General features: G+C 67.8%; 12 protein-coding genes and 1 pseudogene. 10 read left to right on the top strand and 3 right to left on the bottom strand.

Annotated features, from left to right (window positions below; translation table 11 throughout):
• Nucleotides 1-183: 183 nt before the first annotated feature.
• Together msrA and D7W79_RS23525 are read left to right on the top strand one after the other, a co-directional pair.
• Nucleotides 184-840, top strand: coding sequence for a peptide-methionine (S)-S-oxide reductase MsrA (gene msrA / locus D7W79_RS23530; RefSeq protein WP_120527635.1), 657 nt, complete (start codon nucleotides 184-186; stop codon nucleotides 838-840).
• 164 nt (nucleotides 841-1004) lie between these two features.
• Complete coding sequence (locus D7W79_RS23525; protein WP_120527634.1) at nucleotides 1005-2267, top strand: Gfo/Idh/MocA family protein; 1263 nt, start codon at nucleotides 1005-1007, stop codon at nucleotides 2265-2267.
• Nucleotides 2268-2270: 3 nt separating this feature from the next.
• Here D7W79_RS23525 and D7W79_RS23520 read toward each other — a convergent pair whose 3' ends face one another.
• On the bottom strand, nucleotides 2271-3197 hold the full coding sequence (locus D7W79_RS23520; protein ID WP_244221926.1) for an AraC family transcriptional regulator: 927 nt from the start codon (nucleotides 3195-3197) through the stop codon (nucleotides 2271-2273).
• Nucleotides 3198-3288: 91 nt separating this feature from the next.
• Between D7W79_RS23520 and D7W79_RS23515 the strand changes: the two genes are divergently transcribed.
• Together D7W79_RS23515 and D7W79_RS23510 are read left to right on the top strand one after the other, a co-directional pair.
• Nucleotides 3289-4377 (top strand): alkene reductase, encoded by a 1089-nt coding sequence (locus tag D7W79_RS23515; protein ID WP_120527632.1) that lies wholly within the window; start codon nucleotides 3289-3291, stop codon nucleotides 4375-4377.
• Nucleotides 4378-4395: 18 nt separating this feature from the next.
• Nucleotides 4396-5259 (top strand): pirin family protein, encoded by an 864-nt coding sequence (locus D7W79_RS23510; protein WP_120527631.1) that lies wholly within the window; start codon nucleotides 4396-4398, stop codon nucleotides 5257-5259.
• A gap of 98 nt (nucleotides 5260-5357) precedes the next feature.
• On the opposite strand, the gene D7W79_RS23505 is transcribed toward D7W79_RS23510, so the two are convergent.
• Nucleotides 5358-5732, bottom strand: a complete 375-nt coding sequence (locus D7W79_RS23505) for an Mpo1-like protein (RefSeq protein WP_120527630.1) — start codon at nucleotides 5730-5732, stop codon at nucleotides 5358-5360.
• 241 nt (nucleotides 5733-5973) lie between these two features.
• Between D7W79_RS23505 and D7W79_RS23500 the strand changes: the two genes are divergently transcribed.
• Together D7W79_RS23500 and D7W79_RS43775 are read left to right on the top strand one after the other, a co-directional pair.
• Nucleotides 5974-7032: a hypothetical protein gene (locus D7W79_RS23500; RefSeq protein ID WP_120527629.1), complete on the top strand. Its 1059-nt coding sequence runs from the start codon at nucleotides 5974-5976 to the stop codon at nucleotides 7030-7032.
• A 5-nt stretch (nucleotides 7033-7037) separates the two neighbouring features.
• Nucleotides 7038-7187: a hypothetical protein gene (locus D7W79_RS43775; RefSeq protein WP_158617027.1), complete on the top strand. Its 150-nt coding sequence runs from the start codon at nucleotides 7038-7040 to the stop codon at nucleotides 7185-7187.
• Nucleotides 7188-7215: 28 nt separating this feature from the next.
• Here D7W79_RS43775 and D7W79_RS23495 read toward each other — a convergent pair.
• A pseudogene (locus tag D7W79_RS23495) lies at nucleotides 7216-8400 on the bottom strand (IS3 family transposase).
• 600 nt (nucleotides 8401-9000) lie between these two features.
• Here D7W79_RS23495 and D7W79_RS23490 point away from each other — a divergent pair.
• The 4 genes from D7W79_RS23490 to D7W79_RS23475 all read left to right on the top strand — a co-directional run.
• Nucleotides 9001-10386, top strand: coding sequence for a hypothetical protein (locus tag D7W79_RS23490; RefSeq protein WP_147442021.1), 1386 nt, complete (start codon nucleotides 9001-9003; stop codon nucleotides 10384-10386).
• A gap of 41 nt (nucleotides 10387-10427) precedes the next feature.
• Entirely contained in the window at nucleotides 10428-11414 is a 987-nt protein-coding gene (locus tag D7W79_RS23485; RefSeq protein ID WP_208729819.1) for a hypothetical protein, read from the top strand.
• Nucleotides 11411-14287, top strand: a complete 2877-nt coding sequence (locus D7W79_RS23480; RefSeq protein ID WP_120527626.1) for a hypothetical protein — start codon at nucleotides 11411-11413, stop codon at nucleotides 14285-14287. Before D7W79_RS23485 ends, D7W79_RS23480 begins: the two co-directional genes overlap by 4 nt.
• The coding region (locus tag D7W79_RS23475) for a coiled-coil domain-containing protein (RefSeq protein ID WP_147442020.1) at nucleotides 14288-17119 on the top strand (2832 nt) is incomplete at its 3' end. It lies immediately after the preceding gene.

The raw sequence follows: 17119 nt of genomic DNA, 5'->3' as shown, positions 1-17119 counted from the left end.
GACAGGTCCTTGGCGGCGAGGGCGGCGGCGGGCGCCAGGAGGCAGAGGGCGGCGAGGAGGCGGGTGCGCATGGGAGACCTGGGAAACCGTCGGGCGGACGGCGCATTCCTGGTGGGACGGTGGGCAGGTGTGCGGCCGTGCGCCGAGCGTGAAAATCGGGGCGGTGGGGGCTAAAGCTAGAGCATGTTCTTCACGTCCCCGAAGAAGTTGAAGCTCCCCACTCCCCAGGAGGCGCTGCCGGGCCGTCCGCAGGAGATGCCGGTTCCCCAGAAGCACACCGTGCTGGGCACCCCGCTGAAGGGTCCGGTGCCGGAAGGCTTTGAAACGGCCGTCTTCGGCATGGGCTGCTTCTGGGGCGTCGAGCGCAAGTTCTGGCAGGTGCCGGGCGTGTACTCCACCGCGGTGGGCTACGCGGGCGGGCTGACGCCGAACCCCACGTACGAAGAGGTGTGCTCGGGGCTCACCGGCCACAACGAGGTCGTGCGCGTGGTGTACGACCCGAAGAAGGTCACGTACGCGCAGCTCTTGAAGGTCTTTTGGGAGAACCACGACCCGACGCAGGGCATGCGTCAGGGCAACGACGCGGGCACCCAGTACCGCTCCGGCATCTACTACGCGAACGACGCGCAGAAGCGCGCCGCGGAGGAGACGCGCCAGAGCTACCAGGGCGCGCTCAACGCGAAGGGCCTGGGTGACATCACCACCGAAATCCTCCCGGCGCCGGCCTTCTATTACGCCGAGGACTACCACCAGCAGTACCTGCAGAAGAACCCGGGCGGCTACTGCGGCGTCGGTGGCACCGGCGTGAGCTGCCCCATCGGCGTGGGCGTCAGCGCCTGAGTCGAGCACGGGGCCCGCTGTCTTCCGGACACGGGCCCCGCTTGCTTCTCAACGCTCTTCCCCTCCCCCTGTCCAGCACCGCACGAGGGCCGCGCTTCCCCGGCCCCGGAGTGCCACCGCGTGCAATGGGCTGACTCCACACGAGGCACGGAGGAGTCCCACACATGATGGACGACGCACCCCGGCTGTGGACCCGCAGGCGCATGCTGGGGGCCACGGGGGGCCTGCTCACCGCGAGCGCGTGGATGCCCCCGGTGCTGGCCGCCGCGCCGCCGGTGAAGCTCCCCGACACCTTCGCCAGGACGGAGCGCGAGCGCCCCGGTCCGCCCAACCCGCAGCCGGAGTCCGAGCGCGTGGGCTGGGCCGTGGTCGGCCTGGGCCACCTGTCACTGGAGGAGATCCTCCCCGCCTTCGGCCAGATGAAGCGCGGCAAGCTGGTGGCGCTGGTGAGCGGCGACCGCGCGAAGGCACAGGCCATCGCGAAGCAGTACGGCGTCGCGGACAAAAGTCTCTACGACTACAAGTCCTTTGATCAGCTCAAGGACAACCCGGAGGTGCAGGCCGTCTACATCGTCCTGCCCAACAGCATGCACGCGGAGTTCACCGTGCGCGCGGCGCAGGCGGGCAAGCACGTCTTCTGCGAGAAGCCCATGGCCAACACGTCGGCCGAGTGCCAGCAGATGATCGACGCGTGCAAGAAGGCGGACCGCAAGCTGGGCATCGCGTACCGGCTCCAGTACGAGCCGCACCACCGCGCGGTCATCCAGATGGCGCGCAACAAGGAGCTGGGCACGCTCAAGCTCTTCACCGCCAACAACGGTCAGAACCAGGGCGACCCCAACCAATGGCGCCACAAGAAGGCGCTGGCGGGCGGCGGCGCGCTGCCGGACGTGGGCATCTATTGCCTGAGTGCCGCGCGCTACTTCAGCGGCGAGGAGCCCACGGAGGTGCAGGGCTTCAGCTACAGCACGCCCAATGATCCGCGATTCAAGGAGGTGGAGGAGTCCTTCGCCTTCCACCTGCGCTTCCCCTCCGGCTTCCAGGCGCACTGCACCAGCCACTACAGCACGCACGAGACGAAGGACCTGCGGCTGATGGGCACGGACGGCTGGGCGTCCATGGACCCCGGCTTCTCCTACAGCGGGCTGCGCCTGCGCGTGGGCATGAAGTCCAAGAGCTTCCCCAAGGCGGACGACACGGTGGAGCGCAGCTTCAGCCAGCCCAGCCAGTTCGCCCGGGAGATGGACCACTTCTCGCGCTGCGTGCAGGAGAACGTCGTCCCGCACACGCCGGGCGAGGAGGGCCTGGCGGACATGCGCATCATCGAGGCGCTCTACCGCTCCGCGCAGGAGGGCAAGGCGGTGAAGCTGGAGGCCGCGAAGAAGCTGGATGCCTTCCGCGGCCCGCCACCGAAGGAAGAGGGCTGAGCCTCACGCCCGGCGGTGGCTGCGCCGGTACGCGCCGGGAGCGGTCCCGTCCCAGCGCTTGAAGGCCCGGTTGAAGGACGCCTCGCTCTGGTAGCCGATGGCCGGAGCGACCTCGCTCAGGGACAGCTCGCTTTCGCGCAGGAGCTGGGCGGCCTTGATCATCCGCCATCCCGCCAGGTACTCCAGCGGCGGCTCACCGACGAGCTCACTGAAGCGCGCGGCGAAGCCGGACCGGGACATGGCCACGGCGGACGCCAGGCTCTCCACGGTCCAGGGCTCCTGGGGATGCTCGTGGATGAGCGCCAGCGCCTTGCCAATCTGCGGATCCGTCAGCGCCCGCATCCCGGCCTCCTGGCACCCGTCCTTCGTCAGGATGTGCGCGCGCAGGGCCTGCACCAGCAGGATGTCCGCGAGCCGGCTCATGATGACGCTGGCGCCCGGCTGCGACGACGCGCTCTCCACCAGCAAGAGCTGCACGGTGGACGTCAGCGTGGGCGCCGTCACCGCGTTGTCCGCGGCCAGGTGGATGACGCGTGGAAGCTCCTTGAAGAGCAGCGTGCGCGGCGCGACGCCCAGCTCGAACGACGCCGCGACCAGCGCGGTCCGCGCGCCGTCACCCCCCAACCGGATGGGCCCGCCCCCATGCGAGCGCGCGCACGCACCCGGCTCCAGCACGTGGATGGGGCTGCCCTCCGCGTCGCGCAGCGTGTGGCCTCCACCATGCGGCAGCACGGCCAGGTCCCCCGCCGACAGCACCAGGGCCTCCGGCACACCCTCCACCTCCAGTCGCGCCCCGCCCCGCGCGATGAGCACGATGTGCGCGCCCGGAATCGTGGGGAACTGGAGCCCCCAGGGGCCGCACAGCTCGAAGCGGCCGTGCATCCGGGTGGAAAGGCGCAGCGTGTCCAGCACGTCCGCCAGGACGTCCACACCCTTGCACTCCGGGGGTTCTGGACGCTCGGTCAATTTCTTTGGACTGGATGCCATGGCACGTCCATAGCGGCTGGAGCATTTACCGGCCATGGCAAATACCCTCCAGCTCCTCTCCCCCTTCCGTCTGGGCCGGCTCGAACTGAAGAACCGGCTGGTGATGGCCCCCATGACCCGCAGCCGGGCGCTGGCCGACGGCAACGTCCCCAACCCGCTGGCGGTGACCTATTACGCGCAGCGCGCCTCCGCGGGCCTCATCGTCACCGAGGGCACCCAGGTCAGCCCCCAGGGCGTCGGGTACATCCGCACGCCGGGCATGCACTCGCCGGAGCAGGTGGCGGGCTGGAAGAAGGTGACGGACGCCGTGCACGCGGCGGGCGGCGTCATCTTCGCGCAGCTGTGGCACGTGGGGCGCGTCTCGCACCCGGACTTCCACGGCGGTGAGCTGCCGGTGGCGCCCTCCGCCATCGGGGTGGACCAGGAGGTCTTCACGTTCCAGGGCAAGAAGCGCGCGGTGGCGCCCCGGGCCCTGGAGACCGCGGAGCTCCCCGGTGTCGTCGAGCAGTTCCGGCAGGCGGCCCGCAACGCGAAGGAGGCGGGCTTCGACGGCGTGGAGCTGCATGGCAGCAACGGCTACCTGTTGGATCAGTTCCTGCGGGACGGCTCCAACCAGCGCACGGACGCGTACGGCGGCAGCATCGAGAACCGCGTGCGCTTCCCGCTGGAGGTGGCGAAAGCGGTGGCGGAGGTCTGGGGCGCGGAGCGCGTGGGCTACCGGCTGCACCCGCAGAACTTCCCCTATGGCGGCATGACGGACTCCACGCCCGCGGAGACCTTCACGCACATCGCGCGGGAGCTGGGCCGGCTGGGCCTGGGCTACCTGCACGTGACCGAGCCCGTCACCGGCAAGGCCGCCGTGAGCCCCGAGCAGCGCATCACGCCGCTCATCCGCAAGGCCTTCCCGGGCACCCTCATCGCGAACGGCGGCTACGACGCACAGGAGGGGGAGGCGGTGCTCGCGCGCGGCGAGGCGGACCTCGTGGCGTACGGCGTGCCGTTCCTCGCCAATCCGGACCTGCCGGAGCGCTTCCAGAAGACGGCCCCGCTCAACCCGCCGGACCCCGCCACCTTCTTCCAGGGCGAGGAGCAGGGCTACACGAACTATCCGGCGCTCACCTGAGCCCGGGAGGGAACCGTCATGAGCACGCAACGCATGGACGTCCTGGAGCGCGGGCTGGAGCGGATCATCGACCTGCCGGCGCCAGCGCCGGGGCAGTTCGGGCCGGCGCACACGGTGGTGCCGGTCATCTCGCCGGAGGACTACGCGCGGTCGGATCCGTTCATCCTGTTGATGGACGACCGCATCGACGGCAAGCCCATTGGCGGGCCGCATCCGCACGCGGGCTTCGAGACGGTGACCCTCGTGGTGAAGGGCGGGATGACCCACGACAGCGGCAGGTTGGGTGAAGGCGACGTGCAGTGGATGACGGCCGGCAGTGGCGTCATCCACGGCGAGGGGCTGGAGGGCGACCTGGGCCAGGCGCGCATCCTCCAGCTCTGGCTCACCCTGCCCAAGGCGCAGCGCTGGGTGCCGGCGGGGTTCCAGGACCTGCCGTACGCGCAGCTGCCGGTGCGTCGCGAGCCGGGCGTGGAGGTGCGCGTGTACAGCGGTACGTCTGGGCCGGTGAGGTCGGCGACGAAGAACTACGTGCCCGTCACGCTGGCGGAGTTCCAGCTGGAGCCGGGCGCGTCCATCGCGCAGGACCTGCCCGCGTCCTACAACGGCTTCTTCTACGTGCTGGAGGGCGAGGTCGCGGTGGGGCCGGACCAACAGGCGCTGAGGCCCGGGCAGGTGGGCTGGCTGGACCGGCCGGTGTCAGGTGGGGACAGCACGGTCCGCATCACCGGGACGACGCGAGCGCGGGTGTTGCTGTACGCGGGCCAGCCGCAGCGCGACCCGCTGGTGAGCCACGGGCCGTTCATCGGGGACACCCGGGAGGACATCCTCAAGGCCTTCGAGGGCTACCGCGCGGGCCGCTTCGGCCCACCGCCACCGAGGTAGTGGCGGGTTCGCGCGGGCCGTACGTCAGCGGCTCGCGATGGGGCCGCTCCCGCGCGGGCCGCTGCCGAGGTAGCGCGGCGGCGCCGGAGCCGCGAGCGTCAGCGGCTCTCGACGGGGGCCGGCGCCAGGGTGGCGGCGGCCGGCGCGCCGGAGTTGGCGCGCTCCAGGTGCGGACCCAGCTGGCCGGTCAGCATCAACGCGGCCATGCGGAAGTCGGAGATGAGCGACCAGAGCGGGTACTTGAAGGTCGCGGGACGGTTGTGCTCGATCTTGAAGTGGCTGGCCCACGCGAAGCCGTAGGCGGCCACCAGCGCTGCGGGAATCAGCGCGCCGCGCCCGGTGACGGCGGCCGTGACGCCCAGGCCCACGCCCAGGCTGGTGCCGGCGAAGTGCAGCCAGCGTGTCGACGCATGCGCGTGCTCACGCAGGTAGAACGGCCAGAACTCGCCATAGGTCTGGATGCGGTCGGACATGAAGTGAAGTTGTGTCCAGCTGCCTGCCTCCCGTCAACCCATGCGGGGCCCCTTCGTGCCGACACCGACACCGTTCGGCCCTGGGGGCTCGGCAACATGGAGGAGGTCCGTGGGCAGGAGGGCAGCCAGGCGGTCCTCGACGCGGCCTGTCGTTTTCGGGCGGGCCGGGAACAATCCGGTGCGAGCGGTGGAGACCGGGAGAGGCGCGGAATGCGCGTGTCGTGAAAGACTCGGGGCGCGCATGAGTGACTGGACGCCCAAGCTGAACCCGACGGTGGACCTGCGGCGGCTTCCGCTGAACGCGGAGGAGGGCTTCGTGCTGTCGCGGCTGGACGGCCACACCCGCGAGAAGGACCTGCCCGCGCTGACGGGGTTCCCGCCGGACAAGCTGCGGGACATCCTCGCAAGGCTGGTGTCGCAGGGAGCGCTGCTGCCGGGCACGGAGACCGCGAGTGCCGTGAACACGGTGCGGTCCGTTCCCCCTGAGGTTGAGCCTCACGCGCCGTCAGTCGACCCGAGCGACACGGAGCCCCTGCCGGAAGCGGAGGCCTCGGACGGCTCCGACGACGACGCAGGCGCCGCGGACGACGTGCCCGAAGCGGTGCTGGGCGACTACCGCAAGCTCTTCGAGACGCGGCTGCACGGACTGCCGGAGGACCAGCGGGTGGCGCTCGCGCACGGGGCGGAGGAGCCCCAGCTGTCCGCGCTGTGCTTCGATCCGGTGCCCGCCGTCATCAAGGCCGTGCTGGAGAACTCGCGCGTGGGCCTGGCGCACGCGCGGCTCATCGCGCGGCACCACCGCAACCCCGTGGGCCTGGAGGCGCTGGTGGCCCGAGCAGCCTTCGCCTCGGACACGGGCGTGCGCCGCTTCCTCGTGCGCAACCCGCAGCTGCCGGTGGCCCTCTTCCGCCGCCTGTGGGCGATGCGCCGCCTGATGGAGCACCACAAGCTCACGGTGGATCGCGACGTGCCGGAGCAGACGCGCCGCGCCGCGCGCGAGCTCTTGCGCCAGCGCTTCTCCACCGGCCCGTCCGAGGAGAAGGTGGAGCTCATCCTCAACACGGAAGGCCGGGCCCTGGGCGCGCTCGTGGGCATGCCGGTGGACGGCAAGACGACGTCGCTCCTGTGTGGCCGCACGTACCGCTCGCCCATGCTGGTGCAGAACATCGCGCGCTGGAGCGCCGCGCCGCCCGCGCTCATCGCGCACCTGCTCAAGCAGGAGCTGGTCCGCCGTCAGCCCCAGCTGCGCATGATGCTCGCGCGCCACCCCAACGCCCCCGCTGACGCGAAGCGCGCCTGAGCCCCATGCCCCACGCCGAGGCCAGGGTCGTCCATTCGCTGAAGCAACACCTGCTCAAGCATGGGCTGCGCAAGTCGCGCGTCCTGCACCTGCTGGTGGACGCGCATCCGTCGTATGTCCACAGCCCGGTCGCGCGAGGTCTGGAGCCCATGTGAGCTTGCCCCGGCTCCGTGGACAGCGTGGTTATGATGCCAGAGCGACCGATGAGTCGAGTCGCTCATACTCCACTGGACTCATGTAGCCCAGCGAGGAGTGGCGACGCTGGCGGTTGAAGAAGACCTCGATGTATTCGAAGAGCGCGGCGCGTGCCTGGTCGCGCGTCGCGAAGTCCGCGTCGTGAACGAGTTCCATCTTCAAAGTGCTGAAGAAGCTCTCGGCCACGGCGTTGTCCCAGCAGTTGCCTTTGCGGCTCATGCTGCACCCGACTCCGCAGGAGGCCAGGGCGTGCTGGTAGGCCTCGCTGGCGTATTGGCTGCCCCTGTCGGAGTGGTGCAGCAATCCCCGTGAAGGCCTGCGCCCCTTGAGCGCCATGTCCAACGCGCCCAATACGAGGTGGCGGTCGATAAATTCCCCCATGGCCCAGCCGACGATTCGGCGCGAGAAAAGGTCGAGCACCACGGCCAGGTAGAGCCAGCCTTGCCTCGTCCAAACGTAGGTGATGTCCGTCACCCAGACGCTGTTGGGCTCGTCCGCAGAGAAGTCGCGCGCGAGCACGTTGGAAGCCGCCGGCTGGGTGTGGTGTGAGTCCGTGGTGCGCACGAAGCGCCGTTTGCGGCGAGCGGCCACCCCCTGCTGGCTCATCAAGCGCGCGACACGCTTGCGGCTGATGCACTGGCCCCTGGCTTTCAACTCCGCATGCCCCCGAGGGCTGCCGTAGGTGCCACAGCTCTTCTGGTGCACGGCGGCCACCTCCACCGCCAGTTGCCGGTCCGCCTTCTTTCGCTGCGACTCAGGCCTCTTGGCCCAGGCGTAGTAGCCGGAGCGTGCCACGCCCAACTGGCGGCACATCAGCTCGACGGGAAAGTGGGCCTTTTGCGCGTCAATCAGCTCGAACTTCACTTCGATCCCTCCTTCGCGAAGAAGGCCGCTGCATTTTTAGGAAGTCCCGCCCCATGTGCAGTTGGCGGTTCTCCTTGCGCAGCCGGGCCAGTTCCTCGCGCTCGGCTGACGTCAGCGTCACCGGCTTGCCCTGACCTCGATCCGCCCGGGCCCGCTCCACCCAGGTGCGCAGGGCTGTCTCAGCGAGGTCCAGGTCCCGTGCCACCTAGCCCACCGTCTTCCTTCTACCAGCACCAGCCGGACTGCCTCCGCCTTGAACTCGCCGGTGAAGCTGCGGCCCTTCCTTCTCTGCTTCGTCTCCGTAGACATCCTTAGACCCCTCCATCACATCTCGGGTGTCCACGGAACAGGGACAAGCTCACGGGAGCCACTTAAGCTGAAGTGCCACTAATTCGGTGCTGGGCAGGCACACGGCGCTGCCGCGAGCGCACCGCGGATGGCGCAGGGGCTTCAATGACCCGCATCAAGTCTATGTGGGTGGGGGCGGCGAGACCCAGCGTTGCTGGGCATCCGCTTCGCGGACGTGCTCGTCATCGAAACGTGTCCTTGGCTGGCCAGCCACCTTGACTGAAGACGTTTAGCGCCAAATAGCGGGACATCGCCAAGTACCTGAAGTGCGGAGTGTCGGCGCATGGCTTTCCTAAGGCTCGGCACCCAAGCGAACTCCACTCCTCTCGCAGTTAAGGCCGGGAACCCTGCGAGTGCCATATCGGGCAGGCTCCCCAAAGCGGGAGAGGCGTTCGGCGGATGGGCGAACTCCACCCAGTCGAAGCGGAAGTGATCGACAGGTCGATTGCACCCATCACGTTGCCTCGATAGGGTTGACCTGCTCTCGATTATATTCTCCTGCGGGGGCATGAGACGCAGGCAGAAACGTATCTCTCCGAATCCGACGAGCGGCCGCGCCTGATGAACATCCTCGTCAAGACACGCAGCGGCTCATTGGCATTGGTGTTGCAGTCCTCTGCCACCTCAGCGGGATTCCCGTACTACAGCCTCGAATGGCAGCAGGCCGGCTCCGCAGCCCCCTTGCGGTTCTTCATCTGGCAGAGCGAGCTCCCCTGGCTCTGCCGCAGCCTCGCGGTGCTCGCGACGCGGGTGGATTTCTCGCGCTTCCGCGAGGATGGCCTCTATCCCCTGCTGGCGCAGATCGGCCCCTCGGGCGGCCCCGTGTGGTTCGCGCAGATCCAGGGCGGTGGCGCGAACCTGACGCTGCGCCGGTACCGGGATGTTTGGAAGGATCAGGACGGCGCAAAGAACCATACGCGCTATCTCACCTTCGAAAGCCTCGGGAAGTTTCCTCTGCAGATTCGTCTGCCGGCCGCCTTCGTGAACTCAGAGGCCCTAGGTGATTTCGCCCAGCAATGCCTCGCAGCCCTGGACCAGGAAGTCCAGCGGCTTGAGAAGGCCTTCTCTTTGCCGCCGCAGTTGAGGGACGCGCGCTCCGCCGCAGCATTCTTCCAATGTGTCGCCGTCCGGGTGCGCGTGAAGGACGACTTCCGTCGGCTCCTCGCCTTCCCAGGCATGCCCATCGAGCAGGTCGAGGTCTTCGCGTTCCAAGAGCCTGCGCTCGTCGCTACCTTACGAGCGTGCGAGCAGTCCCGTACCCCCGAGGAGGTCAGCGCCGAGCTCGGACAAGTGCTGGATGGACGGGCCCTCTACGAGTTGCTCGCTTGGACCCAGCGCTACGCGCCTGAAGTCCTCCGGACCGGCTACGTCCTGACGCCCGTGGAGCAGCACAGGATCGTCGCGGTGAAGGACCTAAAGGTGTACGCCGCAGACCCGCTGCTCAGCGCGCTCCAGCCCACCCTACCCGAACCGGTCTTTGGCCCCGACCGCCTCACCCATCCCCCACAGTGCACCGAGCAGCAGATGCTGGCAGCCCGCAGGCGAGCTTTGAGCACCACGTCCCTCGCCACCGCGTTCGGTCAGGTCGCACTGCCCAGCACGGAGTGGGCCCAGACCATCAACCACTTCCTGCGGCCACCGACCGCCCTCCGCATACATCGTTGGCGAATCTTCCAGTTGATGACGATGGCTGCGAGCCTGGCCTGCAACCTGCCCGGAGGGCTCGACGACGAGCCGATTCTGGAGTTCCAGAGGCTGTCCCTCCTGACGCATGACGTGACGCATCTGTTCGCGGACGATGGGGGCGATGACATCCGCAAGCACACCGAGGCGGCGTGTCATCAGTGGCGCGACCTGCTCCAGGGCCGTGCCCAGCCCATCTACCTGAGCGTGCTTCCCAAACGCGGGGAGGCAACGTCAGCCCCTGCCCGGCGAGGACAAAGATGAGCGAATTCGCGACGCAACTCGTCGACGCCTGCATGCGGTCCGTGAGCCGCCTCAGGCAACACCAGTCCCACCAGCCCACCCAGCCAGCTGCCTGCAAGGTCTTCCTCACGCGCATGCGCCGGCGTCTGGCCAGCGAGTACCGCCCCGGCCAGCTCCTCCCCCGCAACACGGTGGACGATCTCGTCCAGGAGGTCGTCCAGGGCGACGAGCACGTGGCCGGTGTCCACGCCAAGACCGGCGAACTGCGAGACACCTTCACCGACAAGCACCAGATCTTCATCCAGTCCGAGAGCGGTTGGCGCTTCTCCGAGCGGGAGGATCTGCTGAACAGCGCGATGTTCTCCGGCTTGGAGCTGCTCCAGGCCCAGAGCGACACCCACGCGCTCCACCGCTTCGCCCACAACCACCTGCTGCTCTACCCGGAAACGTTCCCGCTGCTGCGCGCCTTCGCGCCCCCGGGCAGCGAGAATTCCGCCCTGGACCGCTGGGCCGGTCACTTCTTCTTCTCGCGCAAGGTGAACAGCGTCACCATCGACTGTATCGCCCGGGAAGTCGAGCACCTGCAGATCGTTCGCAAGGGGCAGGGATTCGAGCTATTCAGACCCACGCCCGCAGTCATCGCGTACAACTTCGTCGACGCCTACCTTCAGGCCTCGGACATGCGGCTCGACCACGGTGTGCCCACCCAGGATGTCGTCACGCAGCTCAACATGTACTTCCGCGAGGCGCGCAAGTACCTGCTCTCGCCGGACTGGCAGAGGGACCTGAGGCCCTCGGGCGGTCCTCTCTTGAAGCGCGAGATGGGGGACTCCCAGCTGCGCCTGGGACACGAGGAATTCCTGTGGCTCACGGAGCACTCGCTCGTCGAGCCGAGCACGGTGGGGCGCGTGCTGCGTGAGTTGAAGGCCTTCGCGGCCCTGCAGTCGTTGCGCGAGAAGCTCGAGCCCATCCTCACCAAGAACACGCCCGTCAACGAACACGAATACCTCTCGACGCTCCGTCCGGACGAGAACGAGCCTTCGCGATGAGCTTCCCCACCTCCCTCTTCGACTACATGGCCTCGCCGCAGCAGGCGGCGAGCGAACTCAGTCCCGCCGAGACCGAGCACATGGTGCTCGACTACCTCGGGGCGCTGGACCACGCGATGTCCGAGAAGTCCTTCGATCCCGGAGGTGGCGTGAACGCGCTTGTCTTCGGCGAGTGGGGCCACGGCAAGAGTCAGGTCATGTACCGCACCGCGGATCACCTGATGCGCAACCACCTGCGGGTGCTCACCGTGCGAATCATTGCGGCCCGGCTCGCCCCCCGCGACATCCTGGAAGCCGCGCTGTTCGACCTGAGCCGCCAGCCCGACGCGAAGGCCGAGGCCGAGGTGCTCCGCCGCTCCATGGCGGAAATGGGCGACCTGCCGGATGACGATCCGCATGCCCGGCAGATCGCGGCCAGGGCCCTGGCCAGCATGGCCTCGCAGACCCAGCGTTTGCATACGGCCCTGCTCTTCGACGAGGCCGCGCAGACCTCAGGCATCGACTTCCAGGAGTTCCTGCGCGAACTCGAACACGCCTTCTCGTCCGCGCGCAGCATCCTGCACACCATGCAGTGCCACAGCCTGGCCACGCTGGATCGGGCGCGGCATGTCGCCAACAACCTGGGGGATTGGGCCCGCTCCGCCCGGCAGATCCACCTGCCGTCGATCCAGCAGGAGCACGCCTACGACTTCTTCCACAAGCGTCTGTCCTCGCGCACCCAGGATCCGCAGCTGGCCGATCGGCTCATCCCCCCAGGCATCGCGAAGACGCTGTGCGCCGCGGCGGGCGGCAACCCCCGGCGGATGTTGCAGTACGCCTCCCGGATCTGGGAGCTCTGCCGCGAACACGGCGAACGGCAGTTCACCGGGCGGCGCGTGCTCGAGGTCTTCAGCACCGAGGCAGGTGTCACCGCCGGCACCAGCCTCTTCATGGAAGCCCGCTTCCGGCGCATCCTCGACCTGCTACCCCAGGAATGGGGCGCCTTCGGGCAGAAGGTCCGCCCCTTCCTGCAGAACCACATCGACACGTTGCTTGGAGAGTCGGAGGTCATGTCCCCGGCGCAGCTGGCGGCGGAGCTCGGCAACGTATCCGTGGGGGAGTTGCAGAAGATCACCCGCGAGGTCGGTGGCATCCCGCTCTTCGAGACGAAGATGGATGAGTTCGAGGACACCACCTACGGCCTGACGCATGCCTTCCGCTCGGACCTGTGTGGCACCTTCGGCTCCACGGGTGGGCTCGATCTCAAGCAGATCCAGATCAAACTGCTCCTGAAGCCTCGCGAGGAGCAGAACAACATTGCCAACGGGCTGGCCACCGTGCTGCGGCACAAGGGGTACACGCAGGTCGCACCGAAGATCGTCCGGCTGGGGGAGTTCCCGGCCGAAGCCCACTCCCATCACCAGATACCGATCCGGGGCTTCACGATGCAGGTCCAGATTCCGGGCACCAGCATCGACGTCCCGGTGCTCGTCACCGGCCTGTGCGGTGTCGCGCCCCCGTGCGCGATGATCGAGCGCATCACGCGCGGCCTGGTCGACCGTGAATGGGCGTTCGCCTACATCCTGTACGCCAACGAGGAGCTGTCCTGGGATGACTGGCTCCAGGGGGACGAGGCCAAGGGGCTCCCGCCGGAGCTGCAGGAGAAGGCCTCCGAGATCCGGACGCTGAACCCGTCCGAAAAGCTCGTCTCCCCCTCCTCGGTCGAGCAGGCGCATCCGCCCAGCGTCGCCGCAGCCATCTTCTTCGCCCATCTCATTGGCGTCAGCCAGCAGTACGCCGAGAGCAAGCAGCCTTCCGAGGAGATGATTCCCGTCATCGACGGCACCGTCGAGGCGATGAACAAGGCGCTTCCCCAGCTGCGGGATGTCATTTACCTCCCGTCCGAGGCCGAGCAGAAGCTCCTGGGTCACTCTTGCTGGGAGCAGGCCTCGGCGGGGGACGGGCTCACCCTCAAGCAGCTCGGCGAGGCCATGCCGGACGGCAGGGTGACGGGCGCCAGCCTCGCCAACCTGATGGGGAGCTACCTGGAGAAAAGCGGCGGTCTGTACGTCCGCCACAAGAGCGCGGACTTTCCGATCTTCGGGGTGGTGCGCGACGTGTTGAAGGACCGGCAGCGCTGCTCGCTCGACGTGCTGACCGAGGCGGTCCGCGGCGTGGCGCTCTTCGTCGGGGGTGGCAACCGGCTGCGCAGCAACGTCGAATGGATCGTGGAGAAGCTCAGGAACGCCGGCATGGTCCGGAGGGCTCAGGACGAGTTTCAGTACATCGACATCACCAAGGCGCTTAAGGAGAAGGATGAGAAGTTCAAGTTGCTGCTGAGCGACTACACGAAGCGGCTCTCGCTCATCGAGCAGTACGAGTCGAGTCGCGCCGAGCCCCTGCAGAAGACCCTTGAGGACATCCGGAAGCGGAAGACGTTCAAGGGGGCCCCGTCCGAGCGCAGTGAGCGGCTCGATGAACTCCTGCTGGATCTGGAGCAACTGCACGGGCGCATCACCGAGGAAGAGCGGGCGATCGAGTCCGAGAAGAAGAAGTACATCGAGCACTTCACTCGTGAGCTCGCGGAATTGAAACGCCTGAGGGAAGGGCTGGCGCCAGAGTGGCGGAACTGGGCCTTCACCGAAGATGAGTACCTGGACGCCGACAAGCTCGTCGAGGCGTTCCAGAAAGAAATCGAAACGCCGGTCGGCACCAATCAGCGGAGCCTCATCAGGCGCGAGCGGATCACCATCCAGAGCCGGCTCGATGCCCTGAGGGTCCGGGCCCTAGGCAAGGCCACCGCCGCGTCAGAGGACCCGTACACACAGATCGTCAACCGTGTCTTGTCGAAGCAGCCCTTCGACCGGCTGGTCATCACCGTGGAGGAGTTCTAGATGCGCTCGATCGGACGCGACAAGGAACTGAAGCAGGTCATCGACCAGATCGAGAGGCGGGTGGATTCCCAGGGACACCTCATCACCTCGCCGGGAGCCACCTCGGTCGGCTCGCAGGTCCACATCTCGGTGGAGGCCCCGCCGCGGGGAGGCCTCTCCCTGTTCCTGGACGACGTGCGGGAAACCCTGGCGCGACGGCCGGGCTTGTATCCCGTGCTGGTGACCGTGAGCGACAGCGCCCGGCCCCAGGAGGCGCTGCGCTCCGCGCTCGAGGACATTGCCCGGGCGGCGGGCGTCCCGCCTCCCTCGGACACCACCAACCTGAGCCTCTTCCAACTCTGTGAGCAACTCTGGGAGAGCCAGAAGCGGGTCGTCGTCCTCATGCTGGACGTCACCCAGGCGCTGGAGCAACTGCACGGCAACGAGAGCCTCCGTCAAAAGGCGCCCTCGAACGCGCTGCTGCAGCGGCTGCGCATCCTCGCCAATGACATGGAGGACAAGCAGCCGAAGCTCGCGACGATCGTCGGCTGGCGCAGTGACTTCCGCGAGCGCAGCATCGAGTGGAAGGCCCAGGACGTGGAGATGCGCTACTACCCGCACATCACCCTCTGGCCCGACTTCAAGCAGGAGAACGCCTGGCCGCTCTTCGAGTCCATCCTGCGCGCCCAGGGTTACACGGAGATCGATGGTCAATATCCAGGCTTCTGCCGCACCGGGCTGACGGTGGGCGACATCCTGGAGCAGCTGCAGAAGACGGGAGCGCGGCGCGTCGATGGACAGCTGCTCCTCTCCACACTGACCCGCAAGAAGCCTCTTGAGCCGGACGCCGCGGCGCTCCCGACCAACCTCCTCGTGGCGCTCTGCCTACAGGATGCCTGGATCGGTTCCTCGCACCCGCTCAACGAGAAGATCTCCTCGCCTGCGGTCAGGCCGTTCGTGAATCCTGAAAGGAACGAGCAGGGCGAGGTCTTCTATGTGGCGAATGAGGACCTCTACCAGGCGGCTCATGTCCTGCCGAGCCGGTTCCTCATCTCCACGGTCCGCGACCACCAGCGGCGGTTCGAGGATCGCGAGCCGGAGTTTGCCTTGGACCTCCTGGCCGGCCTGCCGCCCGCGCTCACCGGCGTCGCCGCGCCGCAGGCTCCGCAGAACCTGGGAGGCTACGCGAAGCTCGAATTCGACCTGCCACCCGAACTCGTGCCGGCCGGGCTGAGGGAGATGAAGGTCACCGCCTACTGCACGCTGGCCAGCGAGATCAGCAACGACCTGAAGACCGACATCATCGCCCAACTGAACGCCACCGAGAGCACCCCGAGCTCACGAGCGACCCAGTGCGTGCTCGTGATGCACTCCGAGGCCGGGCTGGACAGTCAGCTCCACTCGGCCGTGCTGTCGTCGCCTCGGCCCGACAACTGGCGGACCCTCCAATTGAAGAAGGGGCGCAACATCAAGGACGAGGTCGCGGCCCTCTGCACCATCGACATCAAGGCCGAGCACGCCACCGAGCTCGCATTCAAGAAGGTGGACCCCTCGCGCTCCTCCAAGGAGCTCGCCGCCCACCTGCAGCGCCAGATCAAGAGCCGCTTCACCAGCCTGCTGGGCAAGTACCCCGCCCTGGAGAGCCACTACTTCGACGGCCAACACCTGCCCCGGCTGATGGTCGAGAGCCACACCTTCGTGGACATCTCCACCTCGGGAGATGACGTCTCCGAGGCGACCCTCAAGGCGCTCGAAAACCTGCAGGTGGTGGAGCGCAAGGTCAAGAAGGAGCTACGCTGGTCGTTCCAGCAGGATGTGCTCCTCAAGAACCTGCTCGAACACGTCCAGCAGGCCCCCAAGACCGTGAGCGAGCAGCTATCGGAGAGCTACACCTTCGATCCCCGGAACTGGCCCCCCATCGCCGCCGCGCTCGCCACCGCCTATTCCGACTTCCTCGACCTGCAGGGCACCACGCTCCGGGCCAGGCCTCCCGAGGCTCCGCTCATCCAACGTGTCCGGACGGCATTCACCCGCCTGGAGCCCCTCCTCCAGGAGCTACGGGACCTGAGCGCCCAGAGCAAGGCCGTCACCCTCGAGAAGGAGTGGGAGCAGCTCGAAGCACAGCTCGCCTCCGCGCGGGACATCCCCAGCATCGAGCAACTCTGCGAGGAGACGCTCGCCCTCGCCGTCAAGGGGAACAGGGCCGTTGAGGAGACCCGGGAACGCCGGGACAAGCTGATGGAACAGCTCCAGAGCGCCTACGACGACCTGGAGCGGCGGGCTCCTGACCCGTCCCTCTCCGCGCTCCGCTCGGACCTCTCGAAGAAGGCCAAACAGCTTCTCGCGAAGCAGCCTCCCCTCCTCGGTGAGCTGGAGGAACTCCAGCGCGGCTTCGACCACTACCGGACCCGGGCACGCGAGTCCCAGGAGAAGCTCCAGGCCAACCTCCAGGATGCCTCGCGTCTGCGCCAGCAACTCCAGGCCCGGAGGACCACGCTGGAGAACCTTGAGAGGCAGGTGGCCGCGCTCGAGTGGGGACCCGAGGACCGGACCCGGGAGACCCTGGAGGGCATCCGCCAACAACTCTGGGGACTCGATTCCAGGATTGGCGAGGAGAAGAAGCACCCCAGCATCCCGCCCGACGAGCGGGAGCAGGAACTGATCTCCATCCGGACGACCCTGGACATGCTCAACAGCCAGCTCCAGGAACTCTCGCGGCGAATGCAGGCTCCACACAGGTCTCCTGCGCCCAAGCCGGCGCTGGGCCGGCCACAAGCTCCCCCGGTCAACGCCGAGCCCAAGCCCTCCACGGGTGGGGGGGCACCCGCCCAGCCTCTGTCTCTTATACCCATC

Origin of the sequence: Corallococcus exercitus (assembly GCF_003611585.1) — a bacterium.
Lineage (GTDB): Bacteria > Myxococcota > Myxococcia > Myxococcales > Myxococcaceae > Corallococcus > Corallococcus exercitus.
Note: the sequence above shows the minus strand (reverse complement) of the source record. Positions and strands in the feature narration are given on the sequence as shown.